This is a genomic window from Pedobacter sp. AC190, from assembly GCF_979258025.1.
The window spans coordinates 1,103,722-1,123,294 of the sequence record NZ_OZ409824.1 but is presented as its reverse complement, the minus strand read 5'-3'; the positions used below and the strand labels follow the sequence as shown (position 1 = coordinate 1,123,294).

The following is a 19,573-nucleotide window of genomic DNA, read 5'->3' as shown; positions in this document are numbered from 1 at the left end:
GCATTGCATAACTTATCGTTTAAAATGATAAAATCGAACGCTATTTAAGCACTTGTTAGAAACGAAGGCTCCCGTAGTTTTATTCATTTAATAATCTGGCCCCTGTGTTTTGAGGTGGCTTTAGGTAATCCTTTGTCTTATTTATATCCGTTGGCAAAACACATAGATATCCAAACCAAATATGTGTCCACACAATAGGGGAAGTCTGTACAGACTTTCGATCTCCTCACAACCGAGGGCCCGCTTATTAGAATCCCCCATTTAGCTATATCATTATTCTTAAAATTGTTTTTCAGATTAGCGCAGTATACCACATGGTATTTGTCTGCAGATTACTGACGTTACTTACCGCATATACCCAGGAGTTTTTTCCACAGTTTTCGCATTTTTTGCCTGCAGGCTCTGTATGGTAGTTACCACCAAATTTGCAAACCTGCTGGGTGCATTGCGGATGTATTTATCAGACATTTCCTTGTCTCATTCCGGAATGGAAGGTAGCCCCGGCGCAGGCGCCGTTTTTTTAAGTAAGCTAAAAGATCCTCCAGTTTCAAAGTACAAACATTTAACCATACCAAGGTGGCTAATTCCTTCTGATCGAAGCTGCGAAATTACCCTTCATCCGCATAAGGGGGTAAAGTATCATTGTGGGCGGTTCTTAATCTAGTAACACCAGCATCGAAATGGATTGGCAGCAGCTGTAAAGATCAGGTATTACCATTATTTTAAGTGAAGTTATGGCTTTGGGGTATCTATCCGGAAATGGCGGCTTGCCTTGATCTTTGGCCAAAGGTAAAATTAACGCAAAAAAATGATTACCCACTCTTTTTCAATGGGTCGGATTAATGACGCTTTCGAAACCGCTCAGAACAAAAAAGAAACCGGGGCAGTATTTGTCGGGCTTACTGTTTAAAGTTTTTTATCTTAATTTTTTATTAGGTTATTTGCAGCACGCTGATTATTATCAACGTGCTGAAACATCAACAAACCTACCAGTTAATACTGACTTTTTGATTCCCTGCTATCCTATATTCCAGCAGATTAGGATCGTTTTTTACAGGATTGTATCTTTCGTTTCTCATTACAGATTTCACTTCCAGATTTTTAGGCCGATCTCCACCCTGGAATAAAATAATTATCCTGCAATTTAGTCGTTCGTCCCCACCAGTGCTTAGGGAGGCTGCATTAGCTTTGCATCGGAAGTTGGATATTGGATAATCGCAAAAAATGATAAAAGATTCATTTTTAACTTTAAAATACTGTTTCGGTATTACGCCGAATGCTATTCCTGCTCCATATACTTCCTGTCCAACCTCTCCAGACTGCTCCCAGCCATCGTGCAGATCTTCCAGGGCAATCCACAGTTTGCGATCAATTTCACCTGTTTTGCTTTCTTTAGCCACCGCTTCTTCTTTCAGTATGGTCGGATAGTAGTGGGCCACACGGCCCATCATGTGCCTGATGAACTCCGCAATTAACAACCTTACCGACGGAAGGATTTCCAGTCCCTCTGCTTCTTTAAGGTAGTCATGTAGGGCGGAATATACCTCCTGCTCTTCATAAGCAGCAGTATATGGCGCATCTCTCAATGGGAAAACTCCAAAAAACGTTGGAAAATGCTTAGCGTTACCATATTCGCATTCCCAAAGCTGTACATTGTCAAAAATCGCCGCTAAGCATACATAACTCAGCTCAAGGAAAGTTTTATCTTGGGTTTCTTTATATAACCTGAGCATGGCTCCGGCAGAAAATGCAGTGTTGTTGGCCTGGTAAAACAGTTCGAAGCTCAGGCCCTTTAATTTAGCTGCTGATTTTTTGGCTTCCTCAAAAAATCTTTTATCTCCGGTTATCTTCCACATTCTCAGCATTAAATCTGCAAATGTACCCGGAACATCTTTTTCACCTCCTTCTCCTTCGGCGGTTTCCGCTTTTATAATATCAAGGGTATCCATCTGATAAAATACCGGCCACTGGTAATTGAATTTATGGGCCACTTTGACTGCATAACCAATGGAATCGAGAAGCATTTTTTTTGCATTTTCATCACCACGGGTACTCAGGCGGGCAAGGTTCATTAATGGATGGTGCAAATACCAGGCATCCATCACCCGCGGCTTTTTCTGCTCTTCAGAATGGTCAAGGTTTTTTTCGGCCGATGGCAGCCACCTCACGATTGTCCCCATGTCTTTCTGGTAAAATGCCTCGAGCCCACTCCTTAATTCAGTTACCAGTTGATGAGTGTTTTCACCTTTCCAATCCAGGTAATCCAGCATCGGGAGCAATACGGCAAGTTGAACCATGACCTCAGGCGGCGTTTTATAATCAGCAACATAAGCGTTAAGGTAGCTGTGGCCTCCGGCAAATGTCCAACAGCCTTTGTGGTAGGTCAAATCTTTAAGGCCTTTTTCCACAGTGTCAAGCCAGTCGTGGTAAAAGCGCTCAGGCCGAGGGATTTTAACATAGATTTCGGCTAACCGATCAAGGTACAATATTGCAGTTTCGGCAGGCGAAGCAGGAAGCTGATCCGATAGGCTCACAAAACCGTCACTAAAGCAGTAGCTTTTACCTTTCTCTAATGGCGCCGTTGTTGCAGGTAAAGCGAAGCCGATTTCAGGCCATTCTCCGCCTATCGCACCCCCTGCACTGCATTTTGCGGTTTCACAGTAATCGTTAATAGCGGTTAGGTTTTGAAAATAAAATACGGAGCCCGAGGTACCATCATTAAAGAAAAGTATTCCGGACCGGGTTCCCCTCTGCTGGGTATGAATTGTTCCCTGTTGTTTTATCTTTCCTTTACTATCGTAACAGATAATATCCCTAGGCCAGTATGGAATAAACAGGGGCACCTTTGGTGTTGCCATAACAGTATAACGGAAAAATTCCTCTCCTGCTTCATATTGAATGGTTACCTGGAAAACTATTGTTGAGCAGGCAAGACTCACCGTAGTTTCACCTTCATCATGGTGGATTTTCTTAATTTCTAATTTTCCAGAGGGTGAGAATGCCGTGCGGAAAGCAATCCGGTTTCCGTCTGGCCTTTCTTTTACCAGCCAAAGTGTATCACTTGATAAATAAGCATTAAGCTGAAGCGATTTAGAAATTTCGGCAACTGGTGCTAACGATTTAAGCTCTGTTTGGGCATTTGCTGCCCAGATGGAAATTGGTTTCATATAGATGTATAATGCAAACTAATTTTTTTGTAACTGAAAAACAACCAGCAATTCTTATTGCTGGCTCATGTATTGCGGTTTCTGTAATCTTTAATCAATGAGTTGCAGTTTGTGGTTAATCCGGCCACTACAGAAAAGGCACCCATAATTACATGCGGCCAAAAAATCTGCTGATAAAAGGCAAAAAGCCAGGGCGAAATTGCTAAGGTAGATCCTAAAACAACATCCATATCAAGATGGAATGCTATGGGCAGCTTTTTCCACACACCGAGTTCATAGTTGGTAAAAAGAGATTGGAAAATAGCAATGAGTGCTGGAATAAAAAAACAAATTGCGGCTGGCATAACATTAATGAAACCTAAAATAAAAGGGGCAGAAATCATCACTGCGGCCCATAGATAATCAATTATTCCATGCGTTTTTCTCGATATTTTTTTCATGCTTTAAGTGTATTTTATTTTCAGGGCTTTTAAACTTTGGGCTGATCTGCTCCTAACATTCATCCCTCAAGAAAACCATGTTTACTGGCTGCGGGTTTTATAAAGCGTTACAAAACGTATTTATCACTTTTATTAAGTACTTCACTTTAAGTAATGTGGAGTATTCAGATTTAAAGAGAACCATTTTGTAAGGATTTATACAAAACGGCCGTGACTTGGTATTGCCACTGTGCTAAAATTTTCAACAAGATTTTTAAGGCCTAACCTAAGTTCTGCGCCTTTCATATATTGGCCGTGCCCTGAAACAACAATTGCTGGGCGCAGGTCTCTCAATTTTTTAACGGTATCCCAGGCAGCCTGCCAGTCGGTGGTTAAATACCTGGGTGGTCCCTGTACTTCACGTTTCTGAATTAAAACTTTGTAGATCGAATCCTGCTTAACGGTAATAAATGCATCAGCAGCGATTAAAATTTTATCTGCCTCGCGAAAAAAAACAACCTGACCAGGCAAATGGCCTGGTGCATGAAGCCAACGCCAGTTTGGTGCATCAGATAAACTTCCATCTTCGGGGTAAGGATATACATGTCCGGAAATATCAATTGGTTTATAAGGGTAAATGGAAGATAGTTTGGCGAGCAGCCCTCCCTCGACAGAACTGTCGGGTTCAGGATATTCCTGTTTGCCCGTAATAAATGGCATTTCTAAACGATGAGCATAAACAGGCACTTTCCATTTTTCGAGTATTTTAACAATGCCGCCAACATAATCAAAATGGCCATGGGTTAAAAAAATCGCTTTTGGTGGTTTATCTTTTCCATAGCGTTCTTCGGTAGCAGCTATAATCTCATCTCCACATTTTGGCATGCCACAGTCTATTAAAATCCAGTCCCCACCGGGATGGCCAAGCATTAAAATATTAACGATCTGGTGGGTGAAATAATACACATCACCAGCTACGGTTTTCCCGTTTCCACTGGACAATGATGTCATCGGAATGATTCTGTTGTCTTTACTCTGTTCCATTCGATATTTATTTAGGGTTTATCCACTACAAATGTTATTTAAGAAAAAACTCGCAACCTCCTCCGCCATTGCCAACTGTCTGTTAAGCTCATTTACGGAGGTCTTTTTGCCTCTGATCAGGTAAACTACATTTATCCGTCCTTCCTCTTTGGATATTTCCAGACGCTCAATCTCTGCACCTGTGTTGTGTAACCGTTTTTCGAGCGACAGCACATTGGAAAACGATAGTTAATGAAATTAATCGTTACCATTCTTTCCTTTTGCAGATCTGAAACGATTTTTTTACATAACTGACCATAACCAAAACGCAGAGTGTACAAATGGTTAGCACAAATGCAAGCGCATGATAACCAACTCCGGCTGTCATGCCGATTGCGGCCGATGTCCAGATTACAGCAGCCGTGGTTAGTCCTCTTACCCATATGCCGTCTTTAAAAATTAGCCCTCCACCTTTAAAACCGACGCCTGTTATTATGTTGGCCGAAATACTGTCGTCGGTGCCGCTTCCATGCCAGGATACAATTGTAAAAATGGCAGATCCCAAGCTGATTAAAATAATCGTCCGGAAGCCAGCAGATTTGTTTCTATATTCTCTCTCGAAACCGATAATGCCACCACATATTACCGAAACCAACATGGCAGTTATATCGCGTATTTCTACAGTTAGGTCAATCATGTTTTATTCTTATCTATAAAACATGTGTGCTGGTGATTTGGTTTTTGAACTATTCAATGCTCAATTGAAAGACCCAACAAAATGTAAAATCTAATTTATTTCACTTAACGAGGATCATTAGGGTGTGATTTTCCACGTTTGATAGTTCGAAGTACTTGTTACGGGGCGATGTACGTGTTTTATTGGGCTCCAAGGAGCCCTTTACTGTACAATCTTATGGCGGGCCGCTTGTCCTGCAGCAATTGGTAATACAATGCCATGAAAAAGGATTGGCCGTAATAAGACAGCCACTGTTTGCCTTTAGCAGGTTTAGCTTTCCCCGTCTTCTTTTTTGTAGTGTCCTGCAGGGTTTGCGCAATTGATGCCACACTGATCGTAAGTGCGAGCATCATCATCATAAGTTTTTTCATAACTATTGGGTTTTTGTTAATACCACTTATAACACAATAGTTCTTTTGTTAAAGTTGAATGTTTTTAGCAAAGCTTATATCCATCTTCCGCCAGGCACGTAGTAATTATTATTCTGTAGATATAAAAACCTGCCAGAGAATTCGCATTATTTTTTTTTAAAACCTTCGCTGTTTTCACTTTGTTTTATAGGTGTTAAACTAAATTGCTCCTGCCTGCAATAATCTGTGCCGGCAAAAGCTGTATCACTATTATTGTTATTACAATGAAAACCGCTAAAAAATTAAGCTTTTATTTATTGCTAACCATTGCACCGCTTGTATACAGTTGCAAGCACGATGAATCCGAATTCGCCATGCACGATGATCAGTTTATTGATTCCATTTATCCGGAAATGCGTTACCAGCAGCAACTGAATCTCGAATTACAAAAAATCCCAAACCGGGAAGATATCAATAGTTTCGGGTATAAAAGAGCAACAGATAGTGAATCTTATTTTAAAGAGTTAGCGATAAATGCAAATATTCCGGAGCAGCCTCCGCTTCAGCAAGAACATATTGAAAAACTTAATGTCCTTCGCAGTCGGGATTCAGTAAGGATAGACGATCTAAAAATATTACTAATTAATTCTGACCAAAAAATTATAAGCTATCATGTAAAAGCGACGGGTTCTACCGGTTTGAAGCATCCAGATTTAAGAGTTTGGGTCGAAAAAAAGCTACATTACTGGATAACAGATTTAAATGAGTTGCAATTATTAAAATGACATTTTTCAATTACTGCAACAAACCGTTGACAAACGAAATATAATATATAAAGGAAACTAAATGAAATGTTTTCATGTTAAGCCTGTCGAAAAACCTTGAAGCATATTCAACCTAGTTTTTCGACAGGCTAAGGATGAAATATCAAACAATATAGTGTGCTTTTAACGTAAGGGTATATTAATGGTTGGCTTTTATCAAGGAATTGAAGGATTTTTTTCAAGCAGTGCAAAAATACCACAGGGTTTTATCACAAATTCTTCTGCTATGCAACCGCTATTCATGCGGTGCACATCGGCATGGGGCAATTAATTATCTTTTAGCTTAGTTAAGCGTTTTATCCATCTTAAATAATAATTTACTTTTTGCCATTATTTTAATAGCGATAAAGCTTTCGATCTTGAATGTCAACTTCTGGTAGTATTTTCATCAATTTAGGTAGTTGACACGGATTTGTTGCAAAGTACGTGTGTAATTTTTTAAACAGGCCTTACATTTTGAAGCCCTGTTATTTAGTATTTCCTGTAATGTTTTAACGACTTTTTTAGCAGCAGCCGAGCCTGATGAATATGGGTTTTAACCGTGCCTACCGGTATATCAAGTTCGAGCGCTATTTCCTGGTATTTATAACCTTCAAAATATTTAATAAAAGGAACCGAATAAGTTGTTGGGAGCTTTTCTAGTGCATTTTTAATGTCTTCCAAAGCAAATTTGCTTTCGCCATGGTTTGTGCTTGCGTTTGTGCAAAGCTGCTCTGATGAGATTTCTTCCACTTGTAAAACGCGTTCCCTGTGACGTTGCTGTTTGCGGTAACTGTTGATAAAGGTGTTGCGCATTATTACAAAAAGCCATCCCCTGATATTGGTTCCTTGGTCAAACTTTGAGGCAAATCGTGTGGCCTTTACCAAAGTATCCTGTAGCAGATCATTTGCATCATCAATATCATTGGTAAACTTTAATGCATGCGAACGCAAGGCGCCTGCATGAAGATTGATGCTGTTTGAAAATTCGTATTGTGTCATAGGTAAATTGTTTAAGGATGTCAATTACTTTCCTCAAAGCATATACCATTTGGCATTGTGGCTTTGGTCCTTTTAACTGCTCACGTATAAACCGCATATCACCTAAACTCATACATATAGTTATTTTAAAGCAGTAAATACAATCATTTAAGCTTTGTTTCAGGCCAGACAAAATTCAGTCTAACCAGATAAGATGAGATTCCATAAAGAGATGGATAACTTGAATTTAAAGTTTATTTTAGGCGATTTTTAGCTTTCAGATTTAAATATGACGGAGATTTTCCGTCCCTTTCCATAAAATAATGGTAACATTTTTTAAATCTTCCTGGTGCAGAAGGCTCCGAACTTCTTGCATAATATCCGAATGGCAAATCAATGCACGTTTCATTTTAATTTCGTTAAACTTACCCTGATGATAAAGGAGGATTTTTTTGCCTTCGGTAAATTTTTCCAGTAGGGGTTAGCTACTGATTAGCCGACCCCAGATCCCGAAGAAGCACAACAACAAAACTAGTTACCATTGCAGATACAAGTGGAGAAGTGAAATTGCAATAATGTTATCAACAGTGCCTTGGAATTGCAATAGTATACTATTGGTTTTTTCTCGTCAGATATTTTTTGAATGCAAATTATGCGGCTCTTTTTCTGTTAATTATCGTTTTTTCAATATCTAAAGGAGTCAAATAACCTAATGAGGAATGGAAATTGCCAGGTATGCCTGTTTCTTAGTTTTGAAAGTTCTTTGATAAACCATCTCAGTTTTCATTGTTTAAAGAAACTCTCTGCAACTGCATTATCCCAAAAGTTTCCTTTCCTGCTCATACTCTGAATTAATGGTAATCCCATCAACTGCTGCCTAAACTCCAAGCAAGCATACTGAACTCCCTGATCGGAGTGGAATATTAGTTTATCCCCAATTCCCCGGTTTGCCTTAGCCATCCGGAATGCGCTAACAGTTGTGTTTTTGGCTTCCATATTATCACTTAGTGACCAGCCAATTACCTTTCTATATTTGGGATGAGCTAGACCGAGTTAAATACGTTTTCGCTGCAACTAAATACCTGAAGCGGTTTTATTGGTCTTGATTTCGAAAAGAAGAGATTAAATTTATTTTCTAATTCTGTAAGGATGGCTCGAATAGTAGTAGTAGGGTGATAGCAGCAACGCTGAAGTGATTGAGTTGGTTCTTCAGAGCCAGCAGCACACATCTATTTGTGTCAAGGACGGATCGACGCTTCATCGGTGCTTTCTAAAATGCGCCCAGACTTGATTATTATGGATATTATGTTAAATGGAGACGATGGACGGGAGTTATGCAGGGCAATCAAAAAGAATAAAGAAACACACGGAATTCCGGTGCTGCTTCTCGCTGCGATGCTTGAGTCGCAGTAGACAAAGTATTCAGCAATGCCGACGAAGTGATGTTCAAGCCCTTTGATTATGAAAAACTGATCAAGACTGTTAATTCATTACCTGATACAGCTTGTTGAGATGAACATGCGAAATTTAAATGATCAACCTGTCTTTTAATACCTCTTAAGAGGTATTCACTATGGGGTTTACTAGGTCATATATTTTAATTATCAGCAATTATCATTATTGATTGAAGTGTTGATTCTAAAGTGGACTATTCAAAAAGCAAGTGAGCTTACATGGCTCGTTTCCAAAATATATTGTAGAATGGGAGTAAAGTAGAGCCGTTGACACTCATTAACCGATAATATTATATGAGAAAGGGTAAAATTCACTTTTATAACAAAACCGATAGAATCGGACTTATTATGGATTGCAACGATCAGGACATTATTTTTTCGCTATCAGAGCATTCATTTATTCCTATTCAAGGACAGTTAGTTTATTTCGAGATTGATTTTCTGGAAGGAGCATTGGTTGCAACTAAGATAAGGCCTGTAAAGAATAAAAGCGTAAACATCGATTTTTGATTATTTGTAAATTCAAATAGTTGATTTAATTTGTTTTATTAATTTTGTTTAGTAAATAAGTCCTACTTAGTCTCAAATCAAAAGAAATTTAGAACTATATACACATCAACGAATAGAGGGATAGTGCAGCTTGTGAGATTTTACGGGTGCGCTTAATATAAATTAAAACCTTTAATGGAAAAAAGGGATATCATTGTAATAGGTGCCTCAGCAGGAGGATTTGAAGCGCTGAAACAGCTCATTCAAAACCTGCCAATTGATTTTGATGTCTCGATATTTATTGTCTGGCACATGAGTCCAGATGTTATCGGGATTCTTCCCAACGTTATCAATAAATTGGGAACCATACCAGCCTCAAACGCTGTGGAGGGAGAAATTATAAAAAAAAATCATATCTACGTTGCTCCGCCGGACCATCACCTTTTACTGGAACCTGGTTTGGTGAGGGTTGCGCGGGGGCCTCGTGAGAACCATTTCAGACCTGCAGTCGATCCACTGTTCCGTTCAGCGGCATTTGCTTACGGTGAGCGGGTAATTGGAATTGTACTTAGTGGTGCATTAGATGATGGAACAGCCGGACTATGGCGGATTAAAGCATATGGCGGAATAGCCATTGTGCAGGACCCAAGTGATGCACAGGTACCCTCGATGCCCGAAAACGCATTACGGGAAGTCAAGATTGACCACTGTGTACCCGTTGCAGAACTCCCCAAGCTTCTGCTTGAACTATGTGCTCAGGAAATAAGCAATAACTTACCAGAAATGAAAGATGAGAAAACTAAAGCAGAAATTGATATTGCTGCAGCTGGCGATGCCCTGAAATATGCTCCCACATTTATGGGTGAGCTGTCACCATTTGCATGCCCGGAGTGCCATGGCGTGCTAGCCAAAATTACAGAGGAAAACCTGGTGCGTTTTCGGTGTCATACCGGCCATGCCTACTCTGGGGACGCATTACTTTCTTCGCTAAGTCAAAATGTTTCTGAAAGCCTGTACAATGCGGTAAGAGGTATGGATGAGACTATATTTCTGTTAAACCACATTGGGGATCATTACGCAGAGGCGAATCTTCCAAAGTTAGCCGCAGAGTATTTTAACAAGGCAAACGAAACCACAAAACGCAGCATGATTCTTCGTAGCGCAATACAGGACCAGCAGCCTCTCAGTTCAGAAATTTTGCGAGCAGAGGGCAACTTAAACTAGCAAATTCTTTTCTCATTACAATGGGTAGAGTAATTTTTCTTATTTTAGCCGGTAGGGTTCGCGTATTATGAAAAAGAAAAACAGTGCCGGCAGGCGAAACACAAATTCTTTGTCACCACTCAACGGTGCTAAAAACTTTTTCATTGTAGGTATAGGTGCATCGGCGGGTGGGATCCAGGCCCTTCAGACTTTTTTTAGGAATGTTCCTGAGCAGCCGGACATGGCCTATATTGTGATTTTGCATCTTTCTCCTGACCATGACAGTCAGCTTGCCGAAGTTTTGAGCATAGAAACTTCAATGCCAGTTACACAAATAAAGCAAAAGACCCGTATCGTCCCCAATCACGTGTTTGTTGTTCCACCTGACAGGCATTTAACCGTTGAAAAAGAATACCTTACCATATCAGCGAATTTGTTTGCAGAAGACAGACGTGCTCCGGTGGATATTTTTTTCAGGTCATTGGCCGATCAACATACCTCTCGAGCTGTATGCGTTGTCTTGTCCGGAACAGGAGCAAATGGTTCGATGGGGCTCAAAAGGATCAAAGAACTAGGAGGCGCGACGTTTGTTCAAAATCCAAGGGAAGCGGAGTTCAATGAAATGCCCCGAAACGCAATTGCCACAGAACTCGTAGATGAGATTCTTAATGTTTCAGACATTCCTGAGCGTATTGTGGCTTACCGTAATGGGATGGGCGTAGTGCAGATTCTTGACGTACCTGCAGGGGAGCCGGAGGAAGTACAGCAGCAGGCACTAAGGGAAATATTTACCCAATTGAAAGTTCGCACTGGCCACGACTTTTCTAATTATAAAAGGCCCACGCTTCTACGCCGGATAGAGCGGCGTATAAATGTTCATGGCCTAGCCGACCTGCGTTCCTACGTCACGGTGCTGACAGATAATTTACAGGAAACACGGGCCCTTTTGAAAGATTTACTTATATCTGTTACAAACTTTTTTCGGGACCGGGAAGCATTTGACGCTTTGGAAAGGGAAGTTATTCCTGCACTATTTGCTGGCAAGAATTCAGCCGATCAGGTTCGCATCTGGGTGGCTGGCTGCGCAACAGGGGAAGAAGCCTACTCTATAGCAATGTTATGTGCAGAGCAGCTTTCCAGCACCTTTGATGCGCCAAAAGTACAGATATTTGCCACTGATATCGATGAGGCTGCTATTTCCACGGCGAGGGAGGGACTTTACACGATAAATGATGCAGCAGATGTCTCTACAGAAAGATTGAGACGTTTTTTTTCAAGAGATGGCGACTACCATAGAGTGAGGAAGGAAATTAGAGAAATGATTCTGTTTGCCAATCATAATTTTCTAAAGGACCCGCCATTCTCGAAACTGGATTTGGTTTCTTGTCGAAATGTATTAATCTATCTTAATGGTACCGCTCAAGACCGGGTTGTGGAGACTTTCCATTTTGCATTAAAACCCAAGCGCTTTTTGTTTTTGGGCACCTCTGAATCAGTCGATGGTGCGAGCGATCTTTTTAACGTGCAGGATCGCGATCATCACATCTATACTGTGCGCGAGGTGGCCTCGCGAAATTATCCGGTGCCGGATTCCGTGCCACAGTTTCAGTATTCACGTAGCCAGAATCTAGCCGAACAACCAGGGAACGTTGGTGCCCAACGTATTTCCTTTGGCGAACTGCACCAGAGAATGCTGGAGGAATATGCGCCACCGTCAATCGTTGTTAATCAGGAATATGATATTGTTCATATGTCAGAACGCGCCGGCCGCTATTTAGAGTTTACCGGTGGGGAGCCGACGCAGAACTTGCTAAAGCTTATTGCCCCACAGATCAGACTCGAGGTCCGTGCGGCACTTTATCAAGCCGTACAGTATAAACGATCGATCGAAATACATAATATCAGATCTGCGGTAAACAATCAGTCTGAGATGCTGGACATTTTAATCCGGCCCTCTCTGGAGGGTGGGAATATTCCCCAAGGGTTTATACTGATCATATTTAAACCTTCGGAGGAAGTTAATCTGGAATCCAACACGATCATAGTATCCGCGGATGAACCTGTTGCAAAACAGTTGGAAGAGGAACTTATCGGATTGAAATCGCAGCTGCGAAATTCGATAGAACATCATGAATACCAGGCCGAGGAACTTAAGGCTTCGAACGAGGAACTGCAGGCGATGAACGAGGAACTCCGCTCAGCTGCAGAAGAGCTGGAAACCAGTAAAGAAGAGCTACAGTCCATCAATGAGGAGTTGAGAACGGTGAATCAAGAGCTAAAAGTAAAAATTGAAGAGACCAGCATAACCAGTAATAACCTCCAGAACTTAATCAACTCCGCAGAGCTTGGTACGATCTTTCTGGACAGGAGCTTCTCTATAAGACTTTACACCCCGGCGATTCTGGAAATTTTCAATCTGAAATCGAGCGACTTTGGACGTCCTGTGACGGATATAACGCACCGGTTGCTTTACGATGATCTTCTCTTAGATGCGGAAGTGGTATTGGATAAGCTCACTGTAATCGAAAAGGAAGTATGTACCAGCGATGCCCGTCACTTTATGATGCGTATGCTCCCTTACAGAACCGCAGAGGACCGGATCAACGGCGTTGTAATAACTTTTTTCGACATAACCGTTCAAAAGCTTTCTCAACATGCTCTAAAGCAGTCCGAAGAGCGAATGAGACTTCTGGTAGAAGGGGTAAGGGACTATGCAATTTTCATGATCGACAAGGAGCGGCTGGTTGTCGTATGGAATAGCGGCGCTCAACTCATCTATGGTTATTCCGAACTTGAAATGATTGGAAATACAAGTGATGTCACCTACGCAAAGGGGGAAATTGATCAGCAAATTCCTGAAAACGAGCTTGTACTAGCCGAAGAAAAAGGTAGTGTAGAAAGTGAAAGGTGGCAAATACGTAAAGATGGTTCAAAATTCTGGGCTTCAGGAATTGTTCAGCCTATAAGTGACGAGCGTGGTGATACCATTGGATTTGTGAAGATAATCCGCGATATGACTATCCAGCGAGACTTACAGCACGCCCTTAAACATTCCGAAGAAAAATATCTTTCAGAACTGGAAAGTGCGGTGCAAAACCGTACAGCCCAGGTCAATGATAGCAAGGAGCAATATCTAACACTGGTCGAAAACACTCCCGATTTGATTTCTCGGTGGGACACTGATCTGAAACTTGTATTCGCCAATAGTGCTTTCTATCAAAAAATAGCTATAAAAGAAAATCAGTCTAATGACAAGGTTGCTGAGGAAACGAGTTTTAACCAAACGTTTCTTGGCCCACATTTACAAGGTCTACAAAAAGTATTAAAAACTGGCGACACTGTCGAATATCTAGCCATTCTGGAAGGCGCTGAACGGATAACTTATTTATACTCACGATTAACTCCTGAGCATGACCAGCAAGGCAATGTTGTAACAATTTTGGCCATTGCCCGTGATATAACCGAAATGAAGGAAGCAGAGATTAAGCTTAATGAAAATCGTGATTTGCTTCAATCGATTCTGGATAACAGTATTATCGGAATGTCTGTTCTCAAAGCAATCAGGGACGAATCCGGCGCGATACGAGATTTTGAAATTACTCTGACCAATCGTGAACTAGAAAAAGAGACGCAGAGAACCGATCTAGTCGGGAAATATTATTTAAAAGAGTACCCGGGAATTATAGAGACAGGAGTATATGAGGTGATGATGCGTGTAATGCGAAGTGGCACGGCAGAAGGACTTGAGTATTTTTATCCTTATGAAGGATTTAAAAAATGGTATTCCTGTATGTTTGTTAAAATGGAGGATGGCCTTTTAGCCACCAATTTAAATATAACTGAGCGAAAGAATGCCGAGCAAAATGTGAGGAGCTCGGAAGAGCGGCTAAGAATGTTTGTTACAGCAAGTGCAGATCTAATTTACCGCATGAGTTCAGACTGGAGTGAAATGACAGTGCTCACTGATGATGTTGTGTTAAAAGATGCTAAAAGCCCTATAAGTGACTGGCTGGACAACTATATTCCCCTAACGGAACATGCTCGCTTCAAACTAGTTATTGCAGAATCGATAAAAACAAAGAAGTTATTTGTTTTGGAGCATCAAATACTATTGGCTGATGGATCAATTGGATGGATGAGCTCAAGGGCGATTCCTTTGCTAGACCAAAACGGAAATATTATCGAATGGTTTGGTGTATCCTCTGACATAAGCGCCAGAAAAATTTCCGAAGAACAGCGGGACAGACATTATCTATTATTACAACAGTCCGAGCAGGTTGCAGCGACTGGAACCTGGCATTATGATTTATTAGTTAATAAAATAACTTGGTCTGACGGCATGTATAGTTTATATGAGGTTCCGACTGGAGGGGATATAGGACTTGAAATTTATGGCTTGCTTGCTTCCCCGGAGTCTATGGCGAATGGGAAATTTTTGGCAGGGTTGATAGAAAATCCAGAAGCTGGCTTTGATGACATTCTCCATATTCAGGTAGGAGGTATCAATAAGGTAATCAAGGTAAAAGCTACAGTGATTCGGAACGATGACAATTTGCCTATTAGTATAGTGGGAGTAGATATGGATGTATCTGCGAGTTTCGCTGCTCAAGAAAAAATACGGCTGATGTCAAAATTTCAACAACTTGAAATTTTTAGAGCTACACTCAGTATGCAGGAGGAAGAACGACGCAGGATTTCTGAAAGTCTTCACAATGGCCTCGGCCAGCTTTTATATGGGATTAAACTCAGTCTTGGAGGGCTCAGTCTTAAAGAGGCTGGGGCAGATAAGGATAAGTTTATCGCCTCTAAAAAATATACGGAAAAGCTGCTTACCGACGCAATTAAGGAATGCCGTCAGATTTCGCATCAATTAATGCCCGCAGCGCTTGAGGAATTTGGACTTCAACCCGCACTTGATGAAGTATGTAAACAACTCAAAGGCAAGGTGAGATTCGACTGCCATTACAACGGCCTGCAGCAGCGAATGGAGAGTTACTTAGAACTTGCAGTATTTAGAACGGTTCAGGAACTGATGCTTAATGTCGTCAAGCACGCTCAAGCTACTCACTGTGAGGTAATAGTAAAGATTATAGGTGATAGGGTCCAGATTGGAGTCAACGATAACGGAAAGGGAATTGATTTTGAGAAGGAAAGGCAAAAAGGGATTGGACTCAGTTCAATTCAAAGTAAGATAAATTTACTTAATGGAAAGGTAAATATTATTTCACAGAAAGGAATGGGAACTCAGATAGCCGTTATTATTCCAATCACATCCTCGCAGAGTTAAGCTTAAATCCTCTATCTTATTTTTTTTTAAAAATTAGTCACGACATCACACTGTTGTGAGCTGAATAAATAAAGTAGGTTGACGCCGTCTCACAGGAAATATATTTGCTGTAAAGTTTTGCCTGTCTGTATTTTAGTGAATTGGCGGAAAAGGGCCAAATGAACTAGTTTGTTCAATTGGTGGAGAATTCGCTTGTCATAGCTTTTCTATGGGCTAACGTGCGGAAAATTTGCATTATGCGCCTTCAACCAGTCCTGCATCTGGGCTGCAGAGGTAGCCGGATAAAGGATAAGCTTTCCCGAATGAACTCTTCAATAGGCATCCTGCCAGTTAGAAAAAACTCAAAAACGAAACACACATATTTTGGAACGTTGAAGGCGAAGGCTACACAACTTCATTTACCTCCCTCTGCCTACTTACTAAGTTACAAACAAGTTTTACAAAAATTTTATTTATGGTAAGACCTTTTCAAGGTACTGGATCATCCAAAATATTACATAACTGCCAGTTTTTCATTAACAATGCCATATTGGAAAAGGCGGTGCAGATTGACCCCATATCACCGAAAATAAAAGTGGTGTAAGTTCTGTATATTTATGATTTATTGAATTGGTAGAAAGGGTTTAGATCAATTGGTGTGCCCATTAAGTGCGGAGAAAATCCTTTAGGATACATGAGAACAGGGGAGAAGGCTTCGAGTTTTGATCTGCGTCGGGAGTATTAAGTTCGTCTATGAATAACTTTAAAAAGTCTTCGCCCACAAGACTGACACCATCTGGATCAGATCCAAAATTGAAGATTTTTAACTCTGTCAATTGTTTCCTTTTTGAAGCTAACGGTCTATCTCTTAGGCCGAAGATGGTATGACATTGTTGACCTCTGGGGGTGTTGTGGCTGATCTTCCCCGTAATCTAATACTTGAGGTCTGTTTCACATTGTTGTAAGACCGAAGTTGCAGCTCATTATGGCTTTTTTGTGACCGCAAAGCCTATTGGATTAGCAGCTTGCAACAATATTGTCGAAATCCAATGTTAAATTAGGAGCCAAATGCTGTGGTCCTAGGCGTTCGTTATGAGAATTGCCCAGCTCAATGTGGTCATAGCAGTACGCGCATAAATACTTTTCAATTAAATAAGCTTCTTTGACATCCCTGCGGACGGCTTGCCTAGTACTCCACTGAAGTTGCCGTAATTCGAATGTGGATGATCGACTTTCCAATTGGACAAACTTAACTGTTCTGCTCCTTTTATGATTCTTCTCATTTTTGGATCAGTTCAAGCCTATTGATTAGCAATCGTGATTTGATAAGCTCAAGGTGGTCTGAAGGCAGCACCTCTTCAAGTTTCTTAAGATGATGTGGAAACAATCCAAACTTTAGCTGAATATTTATGTTCTTCAAATACATCTATAAAGAAAAACTATGAAAACTTTAAAATTAACATTGATTGCGTCTGCCTTTTTATTTTTAGGTGCCTGCAACAACAATACTGAAGAAAAAAATCGGCAATCAGAAGTGAACACAGATACCATTGATACCACTGCAACCGGTGATCAGCAAATGAGAGATAGCACTCACATTGATTCATCAACAAGGACATTGCCCCCGAATAAATAAATGAATAAAGCCCTCGTTTGACGGGGGCTTTTTACGCTCTAGGTGTTTCAGGTTCGTTCATTTTTCTTAAAAGAGTAATGATTATAGTACTTAACGCAACAGTGACCAATATCTTTTTCGCAAATCCTTTAGGGTTGTATGTTAACTCTGATTTTATTCCTCGTTCTGCAAACACGTTGGGAAATATTCCTTTTGCCAAATCTCCTACTATGGCCTCCGATGCGTTAACCCGGTCAGCGAGAATTAACGGAATCCAGTGCCTATACCTGTCCTCGCTATGTTTAAAAGCACATACCGCCTAATCATCCCGCTCAGCCCTGATGGCTGAACGGTATTTCCAAAGACCGTGCTTTACTCAGAGCCTTCATTAGATTTTAAAAGTTCAACATCAATCTTTTGTTGAGGTGACTGTAAGTAGCCATAGTTTTTGACGCTTCCTCTCCAAAACTGCTGTCTATCTCCGGGTAACTAGAATCAAAAAAAGTGTTAAATTGAGCACTAGTTTCCCCGCTAATGCCAAAGCCCAGATTCTTTGGTTCTACCAAAATAATTTTTTGCCTGCGCGCTGTAGATTCAAAGCGGTAGTTAACCCGGTAATTCCATCACCTACTATTATGGCATCTAAACTGAATCTAATATATCTGCTGAAAAGAGGGCTGCATCATAAGGCGCTGCCAGATACTTGTCGTTTTGCCGTCTCGCTGATTTTTTTTATTTTTCATATCTACGTACTGCATCGTTCAGTAATCGTTTATTATCCCTGTATGCCAAATTAGTATATCGGCGATTCCTAGTGTAGATTTAGCAGCGATTGTAGCTGTGCCCTTAAAGGTTTAAAATTCAATCTATGAAGGCCTACAGGCTTAGACAACAGCGTGTAGCATGGGATACTTTTGTGGATACATACGTGATTTAGCCCGGGCTTCCACTATTTGTTAAGGTATAATTCGAGACTCCGCTAACTTGCCTGGGATTAATACGTATATAGTATGGGAAGTATACCCTTTTTGTCCATTGGCTAAACTTTATGAACTTCTACAGTGTGGTATAGAAGCGAGGCGCATTTGCTGCTGAGCCCTTAACTAACAAAAAAAATAGCTTATGTTCCATCACTCAAAAGACTTGCAGTTCAATGCAAGAGTCTCTAAACCAGACGCCGTATTCGCAAACATTTTATTAGAACAGTTTGGTGGTGAAAACGGAGAGCTTGCCGCAGCCATGCAGTATTTTACGCAGGCATTTGGCGCCAAGCAGCCACATCCTGACAAGTACGATATGCTAATGGATATTGCAACCGAAGAGTTTAGTCATCTTGAAATTGTAGGGGCAACTATCCAGATGCTTTTAAAAGGTGTCAACGGCGAACTTAAAGATGCCGCGGATTCATCGGAGATTATGCAAGTGTTAGACGGTAAAGCGGCTAAAGAAAACATCATCCATGCGGCCCTGTCAGCTAATCCCCATTTTGTAATGTTAAGCACTGGTGGTCCGAGACTGGCTAATAGCCAGGGGATTCCATGGTGTGCATCCTACATCCATTCCAATGGAGACCTTACGGTCGATCTGAGGTCTAATCTTGCCTCAGAGTCCAGGGCGAAGCTGGTGTATGAACACTTGATGAAATTTACTGATGATCCTTATGTTAGGGAAACACTTTCTTTTCTTATGACCCGCGAGGTGGCCCATTACAAAATGTTTGAAGCCGCATTGGATACCATTCAGCCAAATTTCCCTCCCGGGGTGCTGCAGGCAGATCCGAGATTTACTCAACAATATTTCAATTTTTCGCAGGAAAATTCATTCGCTGGTCCCTGGAATCAGGGCGAGATGCCAGGCATGGGAAAGGACTTTGAATTTATAGAAGACCCTGTTGCCTTCGTTAAGGAAACCGAAGGGCTTACCAACCTTTCTGGTGACAAGGAAGAAGAAATGGAGCAGGCTCAGCTGCTAAACAAAGAGATGAGCGAAGAGAAAAGTATTGAGGTCAAATCAGCAGAGCCAGAGGGAACTGCTCAATGGAGCAATTACAGAGAACCTAAAATTTAA

16 protein-coding genes are annotated in these 19,573 nt (G+C 41.0%); 8 read left to right on the top strand and 8 right to left on the bottom strand.

Annotated elements, in window-relative coordinates:
• Positions 1 to 986 precede the first annotated feature (986 nt).
• From ACZZZI_RS04900 to ACZZZI_RS04875, 6 genes are all read right to left on the bottom strand, one after another.
• Complete coding sequence (locus ACZZZI_RS04900; RefSeq protein WP_463488794.1) at positions 987 to 3,167, bottom strand: hypothetical protein; 2,181 nt, start codon at positions 3,165 to 3,167, stop codon at positions 987 to 989.
• A 65-nt stretch (positions 3,168 to 3,232) separates the two neighbouring features.
• A complete protein-coding gene (locus ACZZZI_RS04895) occupies positions 3,233 to 3,607 on the bottom strand; it encodes an SPW repeat domain-containing protein (protein WP_463488793.1) in 375 nt (124 codons plus the stop codon).
• Positions 3,608 to 3,802: 195 nt separating this feature from the next.
• On the bottom strand, positions 3,803 to 4,630 hold the full coding sequence (locus ACZZZI_RS04890; RefSeq protein ID WP_463488792.1) for an MBL fold metallo-hydrolase: 828 nt from the start codon (positions 4,628 to 4,630) through the stop codon (positions 3,803 to 3,805).
• An 18-nt stretch (positions 4,631 to 4,648) separates the two neighbouring features.
• Positions 4,649 to 4,843: a hypothetical protein gene (locus tag ACZZZI_RS04885; protein WP_463488791.1), complete on the bottom strand. Its 195-nt coding sequence runs from the start codon at positions 4,841 to 4,843 to the stop codon at positions 4,649 to 4,651.
• Between the two features lie 31 nt (positions 4,844 to 4,874).
• Positions 4,875 to 5,306: an MgtC/SapB family protein gene (locus ACZZZI_RS04880; protein ID WP_463488790.1), complete on the bottom strand. Its 432-nt coding sequence runs from the start codon at positions 5,304 to 5,306 to the stop codon at positions 4,875 to 4,877.
• A 179-nt stretch (positions 5,307 to 5,485) separates the two neighbouring features.
• Complete coding sequence (locus tag ACZZZI_RS04875; RefSeq protein ID WP_463488789.1) at positions 5,486 to 5,716, bottom strand: hypothetical protein; 231 nt, start codon at positions 5,714 to 5,716, stop codon at positions 5,486 to 5,488.
• A 263-nt stretch (positions 5,717 to 5,979) separates the two neighbouring features.
• Here ACZZZI_RS04875 and ACZZZI_RS04870 point away from each other — a divergent pair, with 263 nt between their 5' ends.
• Complete coding sequence (locus tag ACZZZI_RS04870) at positions 5,980 to 6,480, top strand: hypothetical protein (RefSeq protein ID WP_463488788.1); 501 nt, start codon at positions 5,980 to 5,982, stop codon at positions 6,478 to 6,480.
• 510 nt (positions 6,481 to 6,990) lie between these two features.
• On the opposite strand, the gene ACZZZI_RS04865 is transcribed toward ACZZZI_RS04870, so the two are convergent.
• Together ACZZZI_RS04865 and ACZZZI_RS04860 are read right to left on the bottom strand one after the other, a co-directional pair.
• Complete coding sequence (locus tag ACZZZI_RS04865; RefSeq protein ID WP_463488787.1) at positions 6,991 to 7,500, bottom strand: RNA polymerase sigma factor; 510 nt, start codon at positions 7,498 to 7,500, stop codon at positions 6,991 to 6,993.
• Between the two features lie 762 nt (positions 7,501 to 8,262).
• Positions 8,263 to 8,499, bottom strand: a complete 237-nt coding sequence (locus ACZZZI_RS04860; protein ID WP_463491769.1) for a transposase — start codon at positions 8,497 to 8,499, stop codon at positions 8,263 to 8,265.
• Between the two features lie 243 nt (positions 8,500 to 8,742).
• Here ACZZZI_RS04860 and ACZZZI_RS04855 point away from each other — a divergent pair, with 243 nt between their 5' ends.
• The 7 genes from ACZZZI_RS04855 to ACZZZI_RS04825 all read left to right on the top strand — a co-directional run bounded on the left by ACZZZI_RS04855 (position 8,743) and on the right by ACZZZI_RS04825 (position 19,573).
• Entirely contained in the window at positions 8,743 to 8,892 is a 150-nt protein-coding gene (locus ACZZZI_RS04855; RefSeq protein ID WP_463488786.1) for a response regulator, read from the top strand.
• A 335-nt stretch (positions 8,893 to 9,227) separates the two neighbouring features.
• The gene (locus ACZZZI_RS04850; RefSeq protein WP_463488785.1) at positions 9,228 to 9,443 is read left to right on the top strand and encodes a hypothetical protein; all 216 of its coding nucleotides are present in this window, start codon (positions 9,228 to 9,230) and stop codon (positions 9,441 to 9,443) included.
• 174 nt (positions 9,444 to 9,617) lie between these two features.
• On the top strand, positions 9,618 to 10,646 hold the full coding sequence (locus ACZZZI_RS04845) for a chemotaxis protein CheB (RefSeq protein ID WP_463488784.1): 1,029 nt from the start codon (positions 9,618 to 9,620) through the stop codon (positions 10,644 to 10,646).
• Between the two features lie 67 nt (positions 10,647 to 10,713).
• The gene (locus ACZZZI_RS04840) at positions 10,714 to 15,912 is read left to right on the top strand and encodes a CheR family methyltransferase (RefSeq protein ID WP_463488783.1); all 5,199 of its coding nucleotides are present in this window, start codon (positions 10,714 to 10,716) and stop codon (positions 15,910 to 15,912) included.
• A gap of 1,420 nt (positions 15,913 to 17,332) precedes the next feature.
• Positions 17,333 to 17,527 (top strand): hypothetical protein, encoded by a 195-nt coding sequence (locus tag ACZZZI_RS04835; RefSeq protein WP_463488782.1) that lies wholly within the window; start codon positions 17,333 to 17,335, stop codon positions 17,525 to 17,527.
• Positions 17,528 to 17,604: 77 nt separating this feature from the next.
• Positions 17,605 to 17,829 (top strand): hypothetical protein, encoded by a 225-nt coding sequence (locus ACZZZI_RS04830; protein ID WP_463488781.1) that lies wholly within the window; start codon positions 17,605 to 17,607, stop codon positions 17,827 to 17,829.
• Between the two features lie 799 nt (positions 17,830 to 18,628).
• Positions 18,629 to 19,573: a manganese catalase family protein gene (locus tag ACZZZI_RS04825; protein WP_463488780.1), complete on the top strand. Its 945-nt coding sequence runs from the start codon at positions 18,629 to 18,631 to the stop codon at positions 19,571 to 19,573.

What these genes read in the sequence shown, in the direction of transcription:
- ACZZZI_RS04900 (WP_463488794.1), bottom strand. Translation starts at nt 3,167, where the DNA reads ATGAAACCAATTTCCATCTGGGCAGCAAATGCCCAAACAGAGCTTAAA.
- ACZZZI_RS04895 (WP_463488793.1), bottom strand. Translation starts at nt 3,607, where the DNA reads ATGAAAAAAATATCGAGAAAAACGCATGGAATAATTGATTATCTATGG.
- ACZZZI_RS04890 (WP_463488792.1), bottom strand. Translation starts at nt 4,630, where the DNA reads ATGGAACAGAGTAAAGACAACAGAATCATTCCGATGACATCATTGTCC.
- ACZZZI_RS04880 (WP_463488790.1), bottom strand. Translation starts at nt 5,306, where the DNA reads ATGATTGACCTAACTGTAGAAATACGCGATATAACTGCCATGTTGGTT.
- ACZZZI_RS04875 (WP_463488789.1), bottom strand. Translation starts at nt 5,716, where the DNA reads ATGAAAAAACTTATGATGATGATGCTCGCACTTACGATCAGTGTGGCA.
- ACZZZI_RS04870 (WP_463488788.1), top strand. Translation starts at nt 5,980, where the DNA reads ATGAAAACCGCTAAAAAATTAAGCTTTTATTTATTGCTAACCATTGCA.
- ACZZZI_RS04865 (WP_463488787.1), bottom strand. Translation starts at nt 7,500, where the DNA reads ATGACACAATACGAATTTTCAAACAGCATCAATCTTCATGCAGGCGCC.
- ACZZZI_RS04850 (WP_463488785.1), top strand. Translation starts at nt 9,228, where the DNA reads ATGAGAAAGGGTAAAATTCACTTTTATAACAAAACCGATAGAATCGGA.
- ACZZZI_RS04845 (WP_463488784.1), top strand. Translation starts at nt 9,618, where the DNA reads ATGGAAAAAAGGGATATCATTGTAATAGGTGCCTCAGCAGGAGGATTT.
- ACZZZI_RS04840 (WP_463488783.1), top strand. Translation starts at nt 10,714, where the DNA reads ATGAAAAAGAAAAACAGTGCCGGCAGGCGAAACACAAATTCTTTGTCA.
- ACZZZI_RS04835 (WP_463488782.1), top strand. Translation starts at nt 17,333, where the DNA reads ATGAAAACTTTAAAATTAACATTGATTGCGTCTGCCTTTTTATTTTTA.
- ACZZZI_RS04830 (WP_463488781.1), top strand. Translation starts at nt 17,605, where the DNA reads ATGATTATAGTACTTAACGCAACAGTGACCAATATCTTTTTCGCAAAT.
- ACZZZI_RS04825 (WP_463488780.1), top strand. Translation starts at nt 18,629, where the DNA reads ATGTTCCATCACTCAAAAGACTTGCAGTTCAATGCAAGAGTCTCTAAA.